The sequence below is a fragment of the Alteromonas sp. Mac1 genome (assembly GCF_001562125.1).
Lineage (GTDB): Bacteria > Pseudomonadota > Gammaproteobacteria > Enterobacterales > Alteromonadaceae > Alteromonas > Alteromonas stellipolaris.
The window spans coordinates 3,755,636-3,777,167 of sequence record NZ_CP013932.1; the positions used below are offsets into that span (position 1 = coordinate 3,755,636).

Annotated in this window: 17 protein-coding genes; 12 read left to right on the forward strand and 5 right to left on the reverse strand. The window is 44.0% G+C overall.

Going from position 1 to position 21,532, the window contains the following annotated elements; translation table 11 throughout:
• The first annotated feature begins 11 nt into the window (after nucleotides 1-11).
• The gene (glnL, locus tag AV939_RS16050) at nucleotides 12-1,097 is read left to right on the forward strand and encodes a nitrogen regulation protein NR(II) (RefSeq protein WP_057789696.1); all 1,086 of its coding nucleotides are present in this window, start codon (nucleotides 12-14) and stop codon (nucleotides 1,095-1,097) included.
• Nucleotides 1,087-2,496: a nitrogen regulation protein NR(I) gene (glnG, locus tag AV939_RS16055; protein WP_057789694.1), complete on the forward strand. Its 1,410-nt coding sequence runs from the start codon at nucleotides 1,087-1,089 to the stop codon at nucleotides 2,494-2,496. Before glnL ends, glnG begins: the two co-directional genes overlap by 11 nt.
• 115 nt (nucleotides 2,497-2,611) lie before the next feature.
• Here glnG and AV939_RS16060 read toward each other — a convergent pair whose 3' ends face one another.
• Nucleotides 2,612-3,751: an HD domain-containing phosphohydrolase gene (locus AV939_RS16060; protein ID WP_057789692.1), complete on the reverse strand. Its 1,140-nt coding sequence runs from the start codon at nucleotides 3,749-3,751 to the stop codon at nucleotides 2,612-2,614.
• A gap of 226 nt (nucleotides 3,752-3,977) precedes the next feature.
• Here AV939_RS16060 and AV939_RS16065 point away from each other — a divergent pair, with 226 nt between their 5' ends.
• The 6 genes from AV939_RS16065 (at nucleotide 3,978) to AV939_RS16090 (ending at nucleotide 11,802) form a co-directional block, all read left to right on the forward strand.
• Complete coding sequence (locus AV939_RS16065; protein WP_057789690.1) at nucleotides 3,978-4,703, forward strand: 1-acylglycerol-3-phosphate O-acyltransferase; 726 nt, start codon at nucleotides 3,978-3,980, stop codon at nucleotides 4,701-4,703.
• Nucleotides 4,704-4,733: 30 nt separating this feature from the next.
• Nucleotides 4,734-5,132, forward strand: coding sequence for a ribonuclease E inhibitor RraB (gene rraB / locus AV939_RS16070; protein ID WP_057789688.1), 399 nt, complete (start codon nucleotides 4,734-4,736; stop codon nucleotides 5,130-5,132).
• A 113-nt stretch (nucleotides 5,133-5,245) separates the two neighbouring features.
• Complete coding sequence (locus AV939_RS16075; RefSeq protein WP_057789686.1) at nucleotides 5,246-6,085, forward strand: choice-of-anchor H family protein; 840 nt, start codon at nucleotides 5,246-5,248, stop codon at nucleotides 6,083-6,085.
• A 183-nt stretch (nucleotides 6,086-6,268) separates the two neighbouring features.
• Nucleotides 6,269-7,675, forward strand: a complete 1,407-nt coding sequence (locus AV939_RS16080; RefSeq protein ID WP_057789684.1) for a sensor domain-containing diguanylate cyclase — start codon at nucleotides 6,269-6,271, stop codon at nucleotides 7,673-7,675.
• A gap of 142 nt (nucleotides 7,676-7,817) precedes the next feature.
• On the forward strand, nucleotides 7,818-9,104 hold the full coding sequence (locus AV939_RS16085; RefSeq protein ID WP_057789682.1) for an ABC transporter substrate-binding protein: 1,287 nt from the start codon (nucleotides 7,818-7,820) through the stop codon (nucleotides 9,102-9,104).
• Nucleotides 9,105-9,138: 34 nt separating this feature from the next.
• Entirely contained in the window at nucleotides 9,139-11,802 is a 2,664-nt protein-coding gene (locus tag AV939_RS16090) for an ATP-binding protein (RefSeq protein WP_057789680.1), read from the forward strand.
• A 159-nt stretch (nucleotides 11,803-11,961) separates the two neighbouring features.
• On the opposite strand, the gene AV939_RS16095 is transcribed toward AV939_RS16090, so the two are convergent.
• Genes AV939_RS16095 through pepA form a run of 3 tightly spaced genes read right to left on the reverse strand, consistent with a single transcriptional unit; the run spans nucleotide 11,962 to nucleotide 16,713 of the window.
• Nucleotides 11,962-14,736 carry a valine--tRNA ligase gene (locus AV939_RS16095; protein WP_057789678.1) on the reverse strand — a complete coding sequence of 925 codons (2,775 nt, stop codon included), beginning with the start codon at nucleotides 14,734-14,736 and terminating at the stop codon, nucleotides 11,962-11,964.
• A gap of 39 nt (nucleotides 14,737-14,775) precedes the next feature.
• Nucleotides 14,776-15,201, reverse strand: a complete 426-nt coding sequence (locus AV939_RS16100; protein ID WP_013782780.1) for a DNA polymerase III subunit chi — start codon at nucleotides 15,199-15,201, stop codon at nucleotides 14,776-14,778.
• Between the two features lie 6 nt (nucleotides 15,202-15,207).
• Nucleotides 15,208-16,713: a leucyl aminopeptidase gene (gene pepA, locus AV939_RS16105; protein WP_057795927.1), complete on the reverse strand. Its 1,506-nt coding sequence runs from the start codon at nucleotides 16,711-16,713 to the stop codon at nucleotides 15,208-15,210.
• Between the two features lie 262 nt (nucleotides 16,714-16,975).
• Between pepA and lptF the strand changes: the two genes are divergently transcribed.
• A complete protein-coding gene (gene lptF / locus AV939_RS16110) occupies nucleotides 16,976-18,076 on the forward strand; it encodes an LPS export ABC transporter permease LptF (RefSeq protein ID WP_057789675.1) in 1,101 nt (366 codons plus the stop codon).
• Complete coding sequence (lptG, locus tag AV939_RS16115) at nucleotides 18,077-19,138, forward strand: LPS export ABC transporter permease LptG (protein WP_057789673.1); 1,062 nt, start codon at nucleotides 18,077-18,079, stop codon at nucleotides 19,136-19,138.
• Nucleotides 19,139-19,289: 151 nt separating this feature from the next.
• Here lptG and AV939_RS16120 read toward each other — a convergent pair whose 3' ends face one another.
• Nucleotides 19,290-19,733, reverse strand: a complete 444-nt coding sequence (locus AV939_RS16120) for an RDD family protein (protein ID WP_057795925.1) — start codon at nucleotides 19,731-19,733, stop codon at nucleotides 19,290-19,292.
• Between the two features lie 463 nt (nucleotides 19,734-20,196).
• Here AV939_RS16120 and AV939_RS16125 point away from each other — a divergent pair, with 463 nt between their 5' ends.
• The gene (locus tag AV939_RS16125; RefSeq protein ID WP_057789671.1) at nucleotides 20,197-20,730 is read left to right on the forward strand and encodes a sigma-70 family RNA polymerase sigma factor; all 534 of its coding nucleotides are present in this window, start codon (nucleotides 20,197-20,199) and stop codon (nucleotides 20,728-20,730) included.
• A complete protein-coding gene (locus AV939_RS16130; RefSeq protein ID WP_057789669.1) occupies nucleotides 20,727-21,428 on the forward strand; it encodes an anti-sigma factor in 702 nt (233 codons plus the stop codon). The genes AV939_RS16125 and AV939_RS16130 overlap by 4 nt, the downstream gene beginning before the upstream one ends.
• The last annotated feature ends 104 nt before the right edge of the window (nucleotides 21,429-21,532 follow it).

Genomic DNA, 21,532 nt, shown 5'->3' on the forward strand with positions numbered 1-21,532 from the left:
GATAAGCTCGGATGCAATCAACCGAGTTAGACACGCAACAATTTTTGAATAGCCTGAATACTGCGCTTGTGATGGTGGACGATAGATTAAATATCGTTTACGCCAACCACGCGGGAGAAGCGCTATTCGAAACAGGCAGAAAGCAATTATGCGGCCATCGTTTAGATGACTTTTTCCTGCCTGGAAATATCGACACTACGCGCTTGCGCGCAGCGCTAAGACATGGGGAGGATTTTACTGAAAACGAAATTCGCCTGTGTTTCAGAGACAACCGCAATGTCATGGTTGATTTAACCGTAACGAACTTGCAGTTAGAAGAAGGGGCTCGGCTACTATTTGAAGTAAAAAAAATAGATCAGCAAAAAAGAATATCCCGAGAAAATTTACAGAACGCACAACATTATGCAGCGCGAGAACTGGTTCGTGGTTTAGCCCATGAAATCAAGAACCCGCTGGGTGGCATTCGCGGAGCTGCACAACTACTCGAAAAAGAGTTAAGCGAAGAGCATAAAGAATTTACTCAGATGATTATTGAGCAGTCTGATCGACTGAGAAATTTAGTCGACCGCTTACTTGGGCCAAATTCTCTTCCTAGGCTCAATTGGAACAATGTGCATCAAGCATTGGAGCAAGTGAGAAATTTGATGCGGGTTGACTCAGAAACCCCCATAACCATCATTCGTGATTACGACCCCAGTATTCCGCCACTGATGATTGACGCCGATATGATTCAACAAGCCGTGTTAAATATAGTCAGAAATAGCATTCAGGCGCTAACTGAAAGTGAAACGCCTAATCCTCAAATTCGTTTGGTGACACGCATTGAACGTCAAATGACAATTCAGGGAAATCGCCATGCGTTAATCGCCAAAATTAAAGTGATAGATAATGGCCCGGGTATCCCTTCAGACATAAAAGACACGCTTTTTTACCCTATGGTGAGTAGTAAGCAAAATGGCTCCGGCTTAGGGTTATCGATATCGCAAACATTGATAAACCATCATGGCGGAAAAATAGATGTAGAAAGCCACCCTGGGCACACCGAATTTGTAATTTATATTCCGATAGACCGCAAGGAGACAGGCAATGACGAATGAGTCAGTATGGATTGTCGATGACGATAGTTCTATTCGTTGGGTGCTTCAAAAGGCCTTACAAACAGCAAGCATTGGATGCTTGTGTTTTGAAAACCCGCAAGATTTACTCCTTCAATTACAAAGCGGTCAAGCGCCAGAAGTGATTATCTCTGATATTAAAATGCCGCAGATGGACGGTATGACACTGCTTAATGAAGTGCATGCAACCCACCCCATGATGCCTGTAATCATAATGACTGCGCATTCTGATTTAGACAGTGCGGTAAACGCCTATCAAAAAGGGGCATTTGAATATTTACCCAAACCCTTCGATATAGATGAAGCGGTCACGCTTACTCAACGTGCGCTGGCTCATGCAAGGGAACAGTCAAAAACTCAGCAAGCACCGCAAGATGATCCGGAAACCGAAATTATTGGTGAAGCCCCTGCCATGCAGGAAGTGTTTCGAGCCATAGGAAGATTATCTCGTTCATCAATTAGTGTATTGATTAATGGCCAGTCTGGTACTGGTAAAGAGCTTGTTGCCCACGCTTTGCATCGCCATAGCCCTCGCTCTAGTAAGCCTTTCATCGCACTTAATATGGCTGCTATTCCAGCCGACTTGGTGGAGTCTGAGCTATTTGGCCATGAAAAAGGCGCGTTTACCGGTGCACAAAATGCGCGTCAGGGCCGCTTTGAGCAAGCTGATGGCGGCACCCTTTTTCTTGATGAAATAGGCGATATGCCGTTAGACGTTCAAACCCGCTTATTACGGGTATTGGCCGACGGACAGTTTTACCGAGTGGGTGGCCACCAATCGGTGGCTGTAGATGTACGTATTATTGCCGCAACCCACCAAAACTTAGAAAAGCGGGTGGCCGATGGCAAGTTCCGCGAAGATTTATTTCACCGTTTAAATGTTATCCGTGTACATCTGCCTTCCCTATCTGAACGCCGTGAAGATATTCATTTATTAGCGCGCCATTTCTTACGCCGAGCAGCGAAAGAGTTAGATGTAGAAGCAAAAAGTTTAAGTAAAGATGCTGAAAAGTTGATGGCTCAGCTTCCTTGGCCAGGTAACGTGAGGCAACTCGAAAACGTATGTCGATGGCTAACCGTAATGGCCAGTGGACAAGAAGTGTTACCCAGTGACTTACCACCAGAAATCCACTCTGACAGCAGCATAGAAAAGCCCGCCGCAGAAGCTGGAGATTGGCCAGATTTACTAGCCCGTTGGACCGACAAACAACTTCGTGATGGCAGATATAATATTCTGAATGACGCCATGCTTACGTTTGAAAAAATTATGTTGGAACGTGCCCTCCAGCATACTCACGGCCATAAGCAAGATGCCGCTAAGCGTTTAGGTTGGGGGCGTAATACCCTTACACGCAAATTAAAAGAGCTAGGTATTACATAGTTTTTACTCGGTTCTAAGACCTACAAATACACAAAAGCCCGCATTATTTTTTCTGAAATAGCGGGCTTTTTAATGCGCATTACAAACAAGAAGCATGCTTGTTACAAGTCGGAGACTAACCGCCTTTTTTCAACAAACTTGTCATCGCTTGGTTGAACAACCTCACCCACTGCATGCTAAATTGGCCTTTAGCACTGCGGTTGATTTCAATAACTGCTTCTTTCTTGGATAGTTGCTTTTCATCATTATGAGCCCGAGGGTGTGTCATCGCATCATAAGTATCGACAATGGCGAGTAACTTAGCCCCATCACAAATATCTTCTTCTTTAAGGCCTAATGGATAACCGGTACCATCAGTACGTTCATGGTGCTGCATCACTATTTTACGAGCCAAATCCCATTGGTCTAAGTGTTCGAGCAAACGAGAGCTTTTATAAACATGGGAACGCATTAAGTTAAATTCTATATCAGTCAACGCTTCACTCTTATGCAAAAGCTTTAATGGCATAAATGCCATACCGAAATCATGTACATAACTGGCTACGGCCAGCTGAGATTCATCAATTGGCTTACCCGCAGTACTATTAATATACAATGCTAACTTAGCAACTCTATCCCCTCTGCCTACCCAGAAATTCGAACGCTTCTCAATGGTTTGCATAAGATCACGAAAGAAAAGCACATCCAGCTTCTTTTCATTACTCATGTCTTTGGGTATACCAGAGGTTGCCAATGTAGGCGGTTTTATTTGGATATTTTCAGGGTTGCTGTCGTCGGTAATTACATCTAACGCGGGATTGAGTAACAAAACCGCCTCTGTAAGCCGCTTCTCATGTTCATCGCCATTATCCGGCGTAATTCGACTTATCGCCATGACCAGCTGTTGGTGCAAAGTATCGTCATATTCGGCTTTTCCTTCAGCCATAACAGCTTCTACAAATGCCTTAACCCTATCCATGGTAAGCAACACCAAGTCACTCATGGTGCTGGTATATGACACCTGCCCTTTACGCAAGTAATCGAGTAAATCTTCTACATGCTGAAGTAAGGGTATCATGGGTGAGAAATTCACTAACCCAAGGTCGCCTTTAATAGTATGGATTGATCGGAACAACGCGCGTTGCAGTTCATTGTCTTCTGGACGAAGCTCTAATTCGATTAATGTCTGCTCACTCGATTCGTAAAGCTCATTAATTTCTTCCATTAAGTCACAAAGAATATCTTCTTCGAGGTCGTCAGGTACAAATGTCTGCATTATAGATACCGGGTTGATGAGGTTACGCTTTCTCTTATTGTAAGATGCTATCGACCAAGTTACCTCATACTAAAGTTAAGTATTTTAGATTAACTTGCCTAATTTGAACGTATTTCTAGCTATACCATGGCAACAGAACCGCTAAAGCATCTATAATAACTCATCGGACAAGTGTACGCTGAAACTTACTCTATACTTCGCGCGTCATTTATATTCAGGAGCCACTTTGATTGCTTTACTACGCGTTCCCGCGCTTTTACTCACCTTTCTGCTAGTTAATATAGCCCTATTTGCAGTATGCATTTTTCGTCCTTTTCATAAAGATAACGTACATACGGCAGGCAAACTTTATTCATTAATGTCTTATGTGATGGGTTTAAAGGTGATTGTTCGAAAAGATTCAGCTGTAGATATAAAAGAGCCCTACGTATTTATTGCGAATCATCAAAATAATTACGACCTGATGACTATTTGTAAAGCCGCGTTACCGGGCGTTGTTACTATTGGAAAGAAAAGCCTTAAGTGGATCCCCATTTTCGGTCAAATTTATTGGCTATCAGGCAATATTCTCATCGATCGTAAAAATTCAGGCAAAGCTAGAAATACCTTAGATATAGCAGCCAACCGCATTGCCAAAAAGCGTACCTCAGTATGGTTCTTCCCTGAAGGAACAAGAAGCTATGGACGGGGCTTACTGCCTTTCAAACAAGGCGCATTTAGGCTGGCGAAAACCACTAATGAACCCATTGTTATGGTGACTGCCAGTAATCTACACAATAAAGTAAAGTGGAACCGATGGGACAATGGTGTAGTACTTATCGATATTAGTGCACCTGAAGCCCTTACCGACGACAAGCCACTTAAAGCCTGGATGCAGTATTTCAACGACCAGATGAAAAACAAGATAACTGAGTTGAATGCTGAAGTCGCTGAAATGGAAAAAAGCAGGTAAACTTGCGAAAAATGATTGAGGTTTTGCTTTATGAGTCAGTTTGATGAAAGAGAAGAATGGTATTCCTTCAACGAGGAAACCATAGAAGCGCTATTAGAAGACGGTAGTCAGGCCGATGCGGAATACACCATTGAGCATCACTTTGCGAGTAACGACTTCGACAAGCTAGAAAAAGCCGCTGTTGATACATTCAAAGCCGGTTTTGAAGTGACGGACGCAGAAGAGTTAATGCTTGATGATGGCGGCACAATTTTTTGTTTCGATGCTATCGTTGAGCGAGAGTTAAACCTTGAAAAACTCAATGCTGATTCCGATGCTTTACTTAAAATTGCTGACAAACAAGACGTTCAGTACGACGGCTGGGGAACGTATTTCATGCCCCGCGGCGATGACGAAGATGAGTACGAAGACGATTACCTAGAAGACTAAACCTCGCAGTCTACTCCCTTTACTCAACACTACATTAAGGGTGGCTTCAGTTTTTGTTCATCTTATTTAATCAACAATGGCACCTGTCATTTTGATTAGAAAGGATGTTAACAATGAAATCACCCATTCAACCCCTAGCGAAGCTCTGCCTACTAGCCCTATTACCTTGCTCGTTGATTAACACTTCATACGCGGAACAAACGCTATCAAGTGACCCGGTGTCTGTTGAATCAACAGAATATCGCTACGGCGCTATTTACTCCCCTACTGAAGCATCTACTCAGGCCGCAATTGATGCAACAGCCAAGACTGCCACTACCAGCGCTATTAATGATACTAAAAACAATAACGTTACAAAAGCTGACACGTTGGGGGTTGCTTCGCTGGCTGAGAAAAAAGCGAAACGTGAAAGTCTTTTTAGCAGCACCAGTAAATCCTATGCCGAAGCACAATCAACCGTACTATTGTCCGATTACTGGATTTATGACAGTTGGGTGTCTTTAGATACTGATATTGACTATGACGGATATTATTCTGAATTTACCGTTGAGTTCGATGCGGATACCGCTTACGACAGTGCTCTTGTATATGGGGTTATTTACTTAGGTAGAAACGACCGGTACGAAGCCATCCATGTCACCTCTGAATTTGTGCTGTATGGCGAAGATTCCTCAGATGCATTTGTGGTAGAAAGCCGGCTGCTTTCAGGTTTCCCCGCGGCAGATTATGATGTGCTCATCGAACTATATGATGCCTATTCGGAGCAACTGGTCGCTTTTTCTGACGGCTATGATGATGCCGACCTTGCTTACTTAAGTTTAGAAAGCGACAACCACGAGTATATCTACGAAGATACTGTCATAGTGGTAGAAGAGCACGGCGGTAGCACGACTATCTTCAGTTTACTATTCATCGCCTTTACCCTAGTGGTGCGTAGAGTAATTCGACACTAACACCTTACGTTTTACTAAAAAGACTTCCATTGAAACGCTGCGTTTTATCCGTTTATTACTATACTAAAGTCGTAGAACGAAAAATAAGCATTATGCAATAAGGTCTGCCCGCATAATGACTTACGAAAGTGGCTACTGTTTGGTAGCCACATCGATATGTTAAGTCTAGATGGTATACGTGCGATGAAAATTGAAAATGTAAACCTGATCAACCTTTTGGAACATGCGCACATTGGCGTAGTAATACATTCTTGGGATTCGCAGATTGTCTACGTGAACCCCGCAGCTATGAAACTTTTTAAAACGTCACTTGAACGTTTACAAAGCCGACATCTGCTAGAAGATGGATGGGAGCTGGTAGACAGGCAAAATCGCCGCCTTCACCCCGACGAATATCCGGTAAACAAAGTGACATCGCTAAATGTCTCAATTACTGATGAAGTAATAGGGTTAGTTGACGAAACAAGCGCAGAGGTGTGCTGGTTGAGTGTTAGTGCTTACCCTGAAAATAGCAATGGCGCTGGTTTTGTGGTGGTTTACTTTACCGAAATCACCGAAAAAATTGCAGCATTCTCATTCCTTGATATTGTGCAAAGTGCACAAGATATGATTATTGTCACCGAAGCCAAAGCCATTGATGGTCCTTTGTCTCCTAAAATCATTTACGTCAACGATGCGATTTGTAAATTGACAGGTTATTCCCGAGAAGAACTCATTGGAGAAACGCCTCGCATTTTTCAAGGCACGCTGACAGACAAGGAGGCGACAACCCGTATTCACTGTGCTCTTGCAGAGAATAAATCCATAACCGAAACACTTCTTAATTATACTAAAAGCGGTACGCCTTATTGGGTTGAAATGAGTATATTCCCACTGAAAAACCAGCTGGGAGAAGTTACGCACTTTGCTTCGGTCGAGCGAGATGTAAGTGCCGTCAAGTTTCACGCCGAGCAATTGAATAGCCGTAATTTTGAGCTAAAAAGCATCCGGGAAAATTTAGAAGACTTGGTAAGTCAACGCACTAGAGAGCTTCGTAACGTTAACGTAAAGCTTGAAAAACTAGCTTATTTCGATCCGCTTACAGACATTCCGAATAGGCGCGCCTTCGAAGAAACATTAGATAAGTCTACGCATTATGCTCACCGTCACGGCCATTCTCTATTAATCGGCATTGCTGATGTTGACCATTTCAAAAAGCTTAATGATACCTTCGGGCATGCGTTTGGTGATGATGTACTAGTCGCTGTTGCGAAGTCGATGAAACAATTTTTTCGCCAAGAAGATGGCATAGGTCGTGTTGGCGGAGAAGAGTTTGCTTTTTGTATGGTATTGCCCGGCTCCCACGACCCCAAAGATATTCTTGAGCGACTCAGAAAGCGGGTTGAGCTAATTTCAAGCTCGCTTCCTGCATTAAGGGGTTATGAAGTAACTATTAGCATTGGCGCTTATTATGTAAGCGAGGTAAAACCCAACGAAACAAAAGAAATGGTAAGCATGGCTGATGAAGCACTGTACCGCGCTAAACGAGAAGGGAGAAATCGGGTTAGCTTGGTGCGACAAGATAAAACGGAATTCAATTCAGTCAGTTAGTAGCATAACCTGAACGATCAGAATCCGTTAATTTTTATCGTTCTTTTGTCTAAAGCTTCGCTCGTATTGGCAAATAATTTGGTAAATATCGAAATTCGATGCCAGAATAAAAATACTATAAAGAACAACTGGAATCGTTCTAATGCCACCCAGCCAACGTTTAACTTCTCGCCCTCGGCGTAGTTTTATTAAAGGAGCCGCTGCGCTGGGAGTAACCGCTGGCGTCACTGCCGGAGTAGCGCCTTTTGCAATAGGTAAGCCAACGCCAACGTTAAAAGTCATGGGCACTCATGTCACGCTGCAAGAAGAAATCCGTCAACACGCAATGGCCGACCTGGGTATTAATATAGCGTTTCAGCCAGGTGGAAGCGCGACTGTACTGCAAAAAGCATCAATGAATCCTGGCGCTTTCGATTTATATGAACAATGGTCAAACAGCATTAATGTTTTATGGCGTTCAAAAGCTATTCAGCCTATCGAAAAGAAAAAGCTTACTTATTGGGATGAAATAAACGATTTAACCAAAACAGGTAAAGTCACGGATGCAGCTCGATTAGGCGCTGGTGATGCCCCCCATAAGATTATTAATGTCCAAGCTGATGGCAGTTTAGGGATAGAACATACAGACACCATTAGCTTTCTTCCCTATGTGCACAACGTAGACTCATTTGGCTACAATACGTCTCAATTTCCTGAACAACTCAAAAACCAAGAAGAAAGCTGGGGATGGCTACTCGATAGTCGGTTGTCTGGCAAAGTGGGGATTGTAAATGATCCCACCATTGGACTTTTCGATTTAGCCCTAGCGGCACAAGCAAAGGGCTACATTACATTTGAAGATATAGGGGCAATGACCACACAAGAGCTGGATAACTTATTCAGTATTCTTATTGAGTTATCCCAGTTAAATCACTTCAGTGGCTTTTGGACATCAGTGCCTGAATCTGTGCAATTTATGAAAAGCCAACGCGTCTCTATAGAGAGCATGTTCTCTCCTGCGGTATCGGCGTTAAACAGCCAAAACATTCCCGTTAAATTTGCTGCGCCGAAGGAAGGTTACCGAGGTTGGCATGGTGTAATGTGTTTATCGTCAGCTTCACAAGGAAGAAGTAAAGATGTGGCTTATGAATATATGAATTGGTGGCTGTCAGGCTGGCCCGGGGCATTTATTGCTCGTCAGGGTTATTACATATCTAATCCAGAGCGTTCTGCAAAATATTTATCGCAAGCCGAATGGGATTATTGGTACAAAGGGTTACCTGCAAGCGAAAATCTAAAAGGCCCGGCAGGTAAGGTTAGTGTTCAAAAAGGTGAACAGCGCTCAGGTGGAAGCTATGAAGATAGGTTTAGTAACATCGCAGTATGGAATACTGTCATGCCAACCTACGAATATAGCCTCCAAAAATGGTATGAATTTATTACGTCTTAACCCAATTGGTTAAGTCAAAGGCACAATAATAGCTATGCTGTCATCGATTCGAACGCAACTTATTCTCGTATTAATTGCTTTAGTCGCCCTGCTCTTAGTACAAGGGTATATTGCTAGAGAAAACCAATCTGTATTAAGCAGCGGCATGGCGGCATCGAGTCGTGCTGTGGTTGATGTGGGAATAGTAAAAGAACTCGAAAGAGATGTTATCGACCTACAGCGGAATGTGCTCATCTACAAAGAAAATGCGAGCCAATCTGCGGTAACACGTTTTGAAAGGTTGATGCTCTCTATCAATAAAAGGCTAGATGAGCTTGCCGATCCTGTTACCCAAAGTGGTGAGATTGACGATACCTATGTGCTGTCTCGTATGCATAAGCACCTTAGTGCCTACCAAGAAAATTTTCGCCAAGTTATTGATGCACGCTCTAGAAAAGACGACTTAATCATTGATGGATCATTGTCAGATTTACTGGCGATTAAGCGGCTATTTGATACTGCCAATGAAGACTTCGCGCTTCCTCAAAGTACCATTGATAAACTTAACTTCCACATTGCTAAAGCGGAAAATGCAATCCTGCGTTATTTGATGAAGCCTGATATGGCCTTAATCACGCAATTTAATGAAGCCATTAGTGCAGTCAAAGAAATTACGATAGACAACCAAGCACTTCATAGCCAAGTGAATGAGTTACTTGAAAAGGCCGAAGCTGACCTATTTAAGCTAACACAAATTACCCAAGGGAATTTGTTTTTGGTTAATGTGGTTATGGCCGGTTCAGCGAATGAGTTTTTATATTTAAGCGGCGAACTTGCTAATCAAGTAACATCGAAAACCGAATCTATTACTCACAACACCTATTTGGTAGCGCAAGAAACACAACGTAATGGTGAGATATTTTCACTGGTCGCCATTCTACTTGCGGTCATCGCCGCCATATTTACCGCCTATCGTATTTTAGGCCCTATTCGTACCATAACCCACGTATTCAATCGATTATCTGAAGGCCAAAACATTTCGAGTATTCCAGGCAACAGCCGCAACGATGAAATCGGAAACCTTGCTCGAGCCGCCCATGTATTTAGTGATAAAAACAAGCAAACAGAAAGCTTATTATTAGAAGCCCGTGGTCTGAATGGCAGATTGGAATCTTTAAACTCAGAACTGACTGAAAGTAAAATAAAAGCCGAGCGAGCGACAGCTTCGAAGAGTATTTTCTTAGCCAATATGAGCCATGAAATTCGTACGCCCATGAATGGAATTATTGGCTTGATAGAACTCGCTCAGCAACACCCAGTGCCTGATATTGTCAGCGGTTATCTTGATAAAGCGGCCTATTCAAGCCAGATTTTAATGAGTGTTATCAATGATATTTTAGATTTCTCAAAAATTGAAGCCGGCAAACTTAAAATTGAAGAAGTCAGTTTTTCCCTTCATTCTTTGTTCGACAATCTCATTGCTGTTATTGCGCTTAAAGCCAAAGAGAAAAACTTAGTTGTTCGCTTTATCGTGTCACCATCCATACCGCCTCAAGTTATTGGCGATCCGCTACGTATTGCGCAAATCATCATGAATATTGGAAGCAATGCGGTGAAGTTTACCGAACAAGGGCAAATTTGCATTCGGTTTGATGGCAGTATTAACGATAAAGGTAATTTGCTCTCCCTAACAATGAATATTGAAGATTCGGGTATTGGAATGAGTGAGCGGCAACTTGCTCGTATTTTTAACCCCTTTACTCAAGCGGATGACGCGACCAACCGCAAGTACGGTGGAACCGGCTTGGGTTTAACCATTGTAAAACAACTCACCGACTTGATGGGTGGCTCACTATCAGCTACTTCAGTAGAAGGAAAAGGCAGTACCTTTACAATATCCTTGCCCCTTCGTGTATTTAAGAATCAGCCTGGTATTTTTGACCTTACGCCTCAGTTGCCCACATCCAGTGTGTACTTAACCTCTTCGCCTCTTCTGCCAGATGCCTATCAGTCGGTAATACAGATTAGCCAAACCAGTATTATGGACATTAACGCCGCCCAAACCCTCGACTCTCTGCCTAAACACCTTATTGTTGATATTCCCAGCTTTAGTGTATTTAAAGACAATATTCGCTGGTTACACGAACTGGCAGAGCAAGGAACACATGTTGGTTTGATCATGGATACCGTAGGGAGTGCGCTGCAAGATAAGTACAACAGCCTGTGGAAAGGCCCTCTTATTATGCACCCCTTTACGCCTGCACAATTTGAACATTTCATGTCTATGTTAGTCAGTAATGAAACACGAAAAACCATGACTAAAAAGGCGGATATCATTGAAGATATTAGCTTAGAAGGGCATGTATTATTGGTTGAAGATAACAACATAAATCAGATTGTTACCGGTGAAATGCTTAAAACCCTAGGGATTACGTTTGATATCGCGGAAGATGGTAATCAGGCGGTGCGCAAAATAGAAAATGCCCCTCACTATGATTTAGTATTAATGGATGTACAAATGCCCGTAATGGATGGTTATGAGGCAACAAAAGCCTTAAGAAAAGCGGGCTTTACTACCCTTCCCATTATCGGGCTCTCGGCTAATGCTATGAAAGAAGACAAACAGAGCGCTATCGATGTAGGCATGAACGACTATCTCACTAAGCCAATTAAACGCAGAGCCTTGGTGGATATGTTAAAGCGTTACATGAACCATTAAAAAGCGCAGCGCTTTATTCCTGTGCCACCAATGCACGATTTTTAGCAAAAAAAAGAGTTGTCTTTCGACAACCCTTTTTCAATTCGCTTGTTAGCTCTGACTTATAAAGTAGCTCTTTCAAGGCGGCTACAAACCAGTCAAAACCCTGCTACAACAAACTTATAACGCCGCAATAGTTTCGTATTGAGCTTTTAACTTCTCAAGCTGCTTTTCACCTTCTTCCAGCTTAGCGCGTTCTTTCTCAATCACGGCGTCTGGGGCGTTGCTTACAAACTTATCGTTACCTAGCTTTCCGCGTGTACGTGAAACGTCTTTATCCACTTTATCCATAGCCTTAGTGATACGAGCAAGCTCGGCATCTTTGTCGATAAGACCAGCCATTGGAATAAGAATTTCCATTTCACCTACTAGCGCTGTAGCACTCGCAGGCGCTTCTTCACCGTCTTTAAGAATGGTTACTGTTTCCAGCTTAGATAACTTATCTAAGAAGGCCTTCGCAGCCTCTAAACGGCGGCTATCTTCCGCACTTACATTTTTAAGTAAGGCATTGAGCGGTTTGTTTGGAGATATATCCATTTCGCCGCGAATATTACGAATACCCACGATGAATTTCTTCACCCACTCAATATCGGCAAGCACTTGCTCATCTTGCTTAGCAGCATCTTGTACAGGGAATGCTTGCACCATAATACTGGCATTTTCTTCAACCTGTAGAGCGCTCAATGGCACAACGCGCTGCCAAATAGTATCGGTAATAAACGGCATTAATGGGTGCAACAAACGTAGTAAGTTTTCTAGTACGTTAATTAACGTATGACGTGTACCACGCTTCTCAGCTTCACTGCTGGCTTCATTGCTAAGCACAGGTTTAGTCAGTTCTAAGTACCAATCGCAGAACTGGTTCCAGGTAAACTCGTAAACAATATGCGCAGCAATGTCGAAACGGTAGTCTTCTAACGCTTTTTCAAACTCAACAAGGGTTTGTTGGAACTTAGCCCAAATCCAGCGATCGGCAATACTTAATACCATTTCGCCGCCTTCACGGCCTGTATCGTGCTCTTCAGCATTCATCAGTACAAAACGTGATGCATTCCAAATCTTGTTACAGAAGTTACGGTAGCCTTCAACTCGCGCCATATCAAAGTTGATATCACGGCTGGTTGACGCCATGGCAGCAAAAGTAAAACGAAGTGCATCTGTACCGTAAGCATGAATACCATCCGGGAATTGCTTACGAGTACGTTTCTCAATCTTTTCAGCTAGCTTTGGCTGCATCATCCCTGAGGTGCGTTTTTTCACTAGCGTTTCAAGGTCAATACCGTCAATAAGGTCGATTGGGTCAAGTACGTTCCCTTTCGACTTAGACATTTTATCGCCGTTCTCATCTCGGATAAGACCAGTAATATAAATATCTTTAAACGGAATTTGGCCTGTGAACTTCTTCGTCATCATGATCATTCTGGCAACCCAGAAGAAAATGATATCGAAGCCAGTTACCAATACCGATGAAGGCAAGAAGGTTTCAAGCTCAGGCGTTTTTTCTGGCCAGCCCATGGTCGCGAACGGCCATAATGCAGATGAGAACCACGTATCAAGTACATCGTCATCTTGGCGAAGCGCAATGTTGTCGCCCAAGCTGTTTTTAGCGCGGACTTCTGCTTCAGTACGACCCACGTAAATATTTCCGCTGTCGTCATACCATGCAGGAATGCGGTGTCCCCACCACAACTGACGCGAAATACACCAATCTTGGATGTTGTGCATCCACTGGTAATAGGTTTTGTTCCAGTTTTCTGGCACAAAACGAATCTCGCCGCTTTCAACCGCTTCAATAGCAGGCTTAGCCAGTGACTCAACCGCAACATACCATTGGTCAGTAAGGTAAGGTTCAATGACCGCGCCGGTTCTGTCGCCGCGAGGTACTTTAAGCTTATGTGGTTCAATTTTAACCAATGCGCCTTGGGCGTCTAAGTCGGCCACAATTTGCTTACGAGCGTCGAAACGGTCTAAGCCGCGATAAGCTTCTGGCGACTCATCGTTAATTTTCGCATCGTCAGTTAAGATATTGATCATGGGTAGGCTGTGGCGCTTACCCATATCGTAATCGTTAAAGTCGTGAGCTGGCGTAATCTTAACGCAGCCTGTACCGAACTCTTGATCTACATAGTCATCGGCAATAACAGGAATTAAACGGCCAGTAATAGGCAGTTTAATGTCTTTACCAATGTAAGCTTGATAACGTTCGTCATCAGGGTGTACCGCAACGGCGGTATCACCTAGCATAGTTTCTGGACGTGTAGTAGCTACGACTAACTCACCGCTGCCATCAGCAAGTGGGTAGCGCATGTGCCACATGTGGCCATCTTCTTCTTCGTTCAGTACTTCTAAATCTGATACTGCGGTGTGCAGTACTGGATCCCAGTTAACCAAACGCTTACCGCGATAAATTAGGCCTTCTTCGTGAAGCTTCACGAAAGTCTCGGTTACCGCATCAGACAACTTGTCGTCCATGGTAAACACTTCACGAGACCAATCAGGTGATGTTCCTAAGCGGCGCATTTGCCCGGTAATGGTTCCGCCACTGTGCTCTTTCCATTCCCAGACTTTTTTGATGAAGTCTTCACGACCTAAGTCATGACGGGTTTTACCTTCTGCATTTAATTGACGTTCTACTACCATTTGGGTAGCAATACCCGCGTGGTCGGTACCCACTTGCCATAGGGTGTTGTCACCCTTCATACGACGATAGCGGGTTAAGGCATCCATAATGGTTTGTTGAAAACCGTGCCCCATGTGAAGGCTACCGGTAACATTTGGCGGTGGAAGCAAAATACAATACGGATCGCCGCTGCCCGATGCTTTAAAAAGGCCCGAATTTTCCCATTTTTCATAGCATTGCTGCTCAATGGACTGTGGTTCGAAGGTTTTATCCATTACTTACTCTCGTTGTGAAGCCCGATTCTGATGTGATCACTACGCAGTTTTCTTAAACTGCATATTACATCCGGCTTGCTGGTAGTTCTTATATCGCACCCGTGCAGCCTGTTTGGCTTCGTCATCTACGGGAACAAAATCGATAATTTGGCGATGTTGATTTGGCGAAGGCACCATGCCCGAACCAACGTTAACCACCATTTGACGGCGGGCAACCTGCTCGGGTTGCCAACAAATTTCCACCGGCGTGCCGCTTTGTGGCCCTTCACCATATAGGTTGTGGGGAACAAAGCGATTGGCTGGCAGTTGCCATAAAAATTCATCAACTTCTTCGGCTTGCTTTTGCGTATCGCATAACACGCTTATCTTTTGCTTATTCGCAAAAGCATCTGCAATAAGTTCGCTCGCACGAGACGCCACACTAGTGTCGCCTGCGCTCAGTTGATAAAACACGACTTGAGGCATCGTGCGTTAGTCCTCTAGCTTGGTGCCAGCGCGGTTCATTAAGAACTGCGATAACATAGGAACAGGTCGCCCTGTTGCACCTTTGTTCTTGCCACTGCGCCATGCAGTACCAGCAATATCTAAGTGTGCCCAGTTGTATTTCTTAGTGAAACGAGACAAGAAACACGCCGCAGTAATACTGCCTGCCGGACGACCACCTAAGTTAGTCATATCAGCAAACGGGCTTTCAAGCTGTTCTTGGTAATCATCCCACACGGGTAAACGCCATGCTCTGTCTGAACTTTGCTCAGAGGCATTTAGCAATTCGTGAGCTAGCGGGTTATGTGTACTCATTAGGCCAGTAGCATGATGACCGAGCGCAATAATGACAGCACCGGTTAGGGTAGCCACATCAATCACTAACTCTGGCTCGTAACGTTCAACGTAAGTTAGCGCATCACACAGTACCAAGCGCCCTTCTGCATCGGTATTTAATACTTCAACAGTTTGCCCTGACATGGTGGTTAAAATATCGCCGGGGCGATAAGCGGTACCATCAGGCATGTTTTCACAGCCTGCTAGCACACCAATAATGTTAATAGGCAAGTTTAGCGCGGCAATAGTATGCATAGTACCAAGTACACCAGCTGCACCGCCCATGTCGTATTTCATTTCATCCATGGCTTCGCCAGGTTTAATCGAAATACCACCTGAGTCGAAGGTAAGGCCTTTACCCACCAATACAATTGGCGCTTGATCGGCTGGACCGCCGCGGTGATGCATAATACTCATCATGCTTTCGTTTGCAGAACCACGACCCACAGCTAAATAAGCTTGCATGCCTAATTCAGCCATTTGGGTTTCATCCACAACTTCAGCACTTATGCTTTCGTACTGGCTGGCCAATGACTGAGCTTGCTCCCAAAGATAAGCAGGGTTACAGATATTCGGCGGCATGTTGGCCACATCTTTCGTTACCTTGGCACCGCGAGAAATAGCAAGTCCATGCTCTACTGCACGCTCGCCTACGGTTAATTCGCGGCGTGTAGGTACGTTAAATACAATTTTACGTAACGGACGACGTGGCTCACCTTTCTTGGTCTTAAGTTGCAAGAAGGTATATAAAGAGTCTTCGGTCGCTTCTACGGCCTGACGCACTTTCCAATAAGTGTCGCGACCTTTAACGTGTAATTCCGTTAAGAAACACACCGCTTCCATCGAGCCCGTTTCGTTTAGGGTAGTAATGGTTTTGGCAATAATTTGCTTGTATTGGCGCTCATCAAGTTCGCGCTCTTTTCCGCAGCCCACTAATAATACGCGCTCACTCAGTACATTCGGTACATGGTGCAGCAATAGCATTTGCCCAGCTTTACCTTCTAGGTCGCCGCGTCGTAATAAGTTGCTAATATAGCCTTCACTGATTTCGTCTAGTTGTTCAGCCACCGCGGTAAGGCGGCGCGGCTCGAAGACCCCGACAACAATACAGGCACTGCGTTGTTTTTCCGGACTGCCACTTTTTACACTAAACTCCACGATATCACCTCGTTTTTCGTCGTTTAAGATTTGCATGCTGACTAAATTCACATAACGTTTCGCGCTGCTTTATGTTTTAATACGCAGCCATACTTGCATGCTAGCTGCGAATGACGCAATGTTGACCGTAAATTATGTCAATTTTGCTTCGCCATACCATGCAATAAATTTTATGATTGCAGGCAAAACTTGTAAAAACGGTAAGTTTACTCAAAATTGTGGTTTCTTTCACTAAAATTCCAAAGTTTCCGGTAGGACTGAGATGTTGATATTCCGCTATTTGCTTAAGGAAACCCTTAAGTCTCAGTTAGCCATATTTTTCATTCTAATGGCGATATTTGTCACCCTTAGATTTGTACGTGTGCTTGGCGATGCCTCAGACGGCGATATACCAGCAGGACTAGTACTTGGCTTTCTTGGGCTCTACGCTCCTATTCTCGCATCACTCGTGCTGCCTATCAGTGCTTATTTAGGCATTATGCTTGCCCATGGGCGGCTGTATGTAGACAGTGAAATGACCGTCATGCGCGCATGCGGTATCAGTGAGTGGTACATCACCCGGGTGATGTTATTCTTATCTGTACTCATTATGATAGTAACGGGGGCTATTACCCTCTACTTTGCCCCTATGGCGGCTGAAAACGAATACCAACTTAGGGAAAAAGCCCGTAATGAGGCGGGTCTTTCTGCCATTATCCCTGGTCGTTTCCAACAAACCGGCAATGCAAAAGCCGTTATTTTTGTTCACGACATTGATACTGACGACCAATTACGCCGCGTGTTTTTATCGCAAAATAAAACTGAGAATGGTGAAAATCAGGTTCAAGTGGTCTATGCGCAGACAGGCCAAGTGGCCAGCAACCCAGACGGCACACGTAACTTAGTGCTAAAACAAGGGGTGCAGTACGAAGGTCAACAGTCGCAAAAAAGCTACCGAAAGGTAGAGTTCGATGAATACCAAATTCAAATAGCTGATAAACCGGCAGAGGAAGCAAGGCGCAAGGTAAGCGTATTGCCTACTACCGAATTATGGGGTGATGAATCGATAGAAGCCCGTGCAGAGTTGCAATGGCGTATCGCGATTCCACTTTCACTTCCCTTCTTAATTCTAATTGCGGTGCCTTTGAGCGCCGTAGACCCTCGCCAAGGCCGATTTGGAAAAATGTTCCCGGCTATACTGCTCTATCTTGGCTACTTCTTGTTGTTACTCGCCAGTAGACGGGTACTAGAGGACGGCAAAATACCACCTCAACTTGGGCTGTGGTGGGTGCATACCATCATGCTGTTTATTGGGGTTGCGCTCATTGTGCGAGACAGAAAAACAGGCACCCAATTTAGGGCCTGGATATTGGGGAAAAAGTAGATGTTTAAAATCCTCGATTTATATATTGCTCGCACGCTGTTAGGTACAGTAACGGTTACTTTATCGGTTCTTATTGGCTTAAGCGCACTGATTAAATTTGTAGAGCAACTGCGTAAAGTGGGCGAAGGCGACTACGACATGATGGTGGCATTCCTTTATGTGGTGCTTAGCTTACCAAGAGATTTAGAACAGTTTTTCCCCATGGCAACCCTGCTGGGTGGATTAATTGGTATGGGTGTACTTGCCAGCAACAGCGAGCTTGTTGTTATGCAAGCAGCGGGCATGAGTAGATGGAACATTATTGTCTCTACCATGAAGTCTGCCACTATTATGATTTTACTCGTGATGGCGGTGGGCGAATGGGTAACACCGTTCAGTGAATCTAAGGCCAAAGAAATTCGTACCGAGGCCATTTCAGGCGGAAGCTTGTTCTCTTCTGAGCAATTGGTGTGGGCAAAAGACGGCGAGCACTTCGTGAGTATTGGCGAAGTTTTAAGCCGTGATTCTTTAAAAGATATCAACATTTTTGATTTTAACGATGACCTTTCACTTGAAAGTATTACCTATGCTAAATCGGGTAATTTCGATGGCAGTGAGTGGCGCTTGAACGATGTAGACGTTACCCGTTTTAGTGAAACTGCGGTAACGTTAGATAATGAAAAAAGCATGCAATGGAACTCGACGTTAACGCCAGATAAGTTGGGTATTGTTGCGGTAAAACCTGAAGCTCTATCTATTTCTGGTTTGCTAGATTACGTGGGCTATTTAGCCAATAACGGACAAGATCCATCTCGTTATGAGTTGGCACTGTGGCGTAAAATATTACAGCCTGTGTCGGTTGGGGTAATGCTGTTAATGGCCTTGTCGTTTATCTTTGGTCCATTACGCAGCGTTACCATGGGTGCCCGGGTGATCATGGGTGTACTAACGGGCTTTGGCTTCTTTATCTTAAATGAAGTGTTTGGCCCGCTTAGTTTGGTATATCAAATTCCGCCATTTTTAGGCGCTTTGCTTCCCAGCTTATTATTTGCGGCCATCGCCGCCATCATGCTGCGAAAGTAGTCTAATTTCAGTAGCCCTATTTAAGCTGTTTAGTTTAAGTCGCTATATTAAGCGTTTGGTTGAATCACGAGGCACACTAGGTTCTACCGTTCAATATTGGATACAAAAAAGGGAAGCTCTGCTTCCCTTTTTTGTATCCAGTGTTTTTTGCTTACCAGCTTTTGTGATCGTTACTTTCTTTCGTCAATTTAAGCACTTGAGTTTGCGCCATTCTATCTTGCAAAGACTGCTTGTGCTTAAAATCAAACAGTACCAATAAAGTGCCTAAGCCCCCTAATGATGCCACTAGGCGAATGAGTAATCGTGGCCACGTCATAGGCGCATCTACGGTGCTGAAAATACGCAGTCGCCACGCACGCATGCCCAAGGTTTGCCCACCTCGCTTCCAAAACCATAAAAAGAAACCAACTACCCACAATCCAACCCATACTTGAATAAGTAACTTATACCCCGTAGATGCCTGAATTAATTCAGCCGGTTGCTCATAGCCTTGCAAATCCAATACACCATTTGAAAGCAACACAATAAGCGTCACTATTACTACCATGGCTGCACACATCCCCACCGCTACGGCAACCAATGTATCGTAAATCATGGCAGCTAAACGGCGAATAAATCCTGCACGTTCAGAGGCAGAGGTTAACTCGGCAGCTTCATTTTTGATGAGTTTTTCACGCTTATTCGCTTTTTTCGCGTTGCGTGCAGCTCGTGACGCTTTGTTGTTACTTTTGTTCAAAATACTTCCGATACAGTTCAATACCGCGCTAGTGTGCCACAACACCGACAAGGCATAAATAACCGATAGTGGAACAGGGCTAGTTTTAATACTTAGTAACGTGTGTTGCTAAACCCTAATCGATTAGAAACAGCTGTAGGGTGAAGCGGACAAATAATATTTGTACTTTTTGCATCTAATCACAGGTGGTAAACGTTTAATAACATGTAAACACAAATAATCGATCGAAAAATTCTTGTGTCTATACCCTGATCAGAGTTCCGATGCTTAAGGCCATTTAATTTCTAAATGCCATGTATGGCTCGGTAAAGAAGGATACTTTATGGAACATGAAACCTTGTTTCCCCTACTGTGTGAAACAGCGAATGGCAATAAAGCCGCGTTTGCTGAGCTATATAAATTAACCAGCCCTCAACTATATGCTGTTGTGTTAAAGCTTTTAAAGCGGCCGGAACTAGCCGATGAAGCCACCCAAGATGCTTTTATCAAGATATGGCATAACGCAGGCAGTTACCAACGAGGTAAAGGTACTGTGCTGACTTGGATGGTAAGTATTGCGCGCTACCGCGCATTAGATTTAATGCGTTATCACAATGTGCGAAACGAAGTTGAATTGGATAGCGAAGCGCCTCAATTAGATGAGTCTTCTGACACCGTTCGGATGAATACCGAGCAAGATAAATTAGCGGAATGCTTGGATGAATTGGACCACCCCCAACGCCAAGCAATACAGCTAGCTTATGTAAACGGACTTTCCCATCAAGAAGTTGTGAACCATTTGTCGTCGCCTCTGGGCACTATTAAAAGCTGGATTAGACGTGGACTTCAAAGCTTACAAAGGTGTTTGTCATTATGAATTATTTGAAAGAAGAACGGTTAAACGCACTCGCGGCCGAATATGTGGTGGGTACCTTGCGTGGCAAAGCACGTCTGCGCTATCAAAAGTTATTGATGCAGTACCAAATTGTAGGTGAAACCACAGCGAAGTGGGAAGAGTACTTAGTGGGCTTCTCAGACGGCATTACTCCTGTAGAGCCTCCCCATGCTGTGTGGGAACAAATTCAGCGCCGTCTTGATCACGGCAATTCAACCAAACCAGCATCTAACGTACTTGAATTTGAACAAGCAAAGCAGGCTAGATGGCGTTATCTCTCTTTACTGTCTACCGCGGCTGCCATGATATTTGCGGTACTTCTCGTAGTAATGATGCCTGTTCCAGAGGAAGAAGTTTCACATGTTGCTGTTGTAAATAATGCAGATAACGCACCTTTGTGGGTGATAGAAATCTCCGAATCTACCATGGATGTTAAAGTAACCAACGCTTTAGCCCCCATTACCGATAAAGATTACGAATTATGGATGGTACCTGAAAATGGTGAAGCGCCTATTTCTTTGGGCCTACTACCCGAGTCGGGCTTCGAGCACTTTGCTACCAATGCCATATTGCTAAATGGAAGCATTGCTGCCCTTGCCGTAAGTTTAGAAGCTCCTGGAGGCTCTAAAACTGGCGCACCTACTGAAGTACTATATATAGCGCCGTTGGTTTCCGTTTAATAGCGAAGACGTTCTAAAAAACACTTACAAAAGCCGACGTTCAAGTCGGCTTTTTTATGATTGATAAAAAGGTTTTAAATAAAAGTAAATTATATTGCATCCAA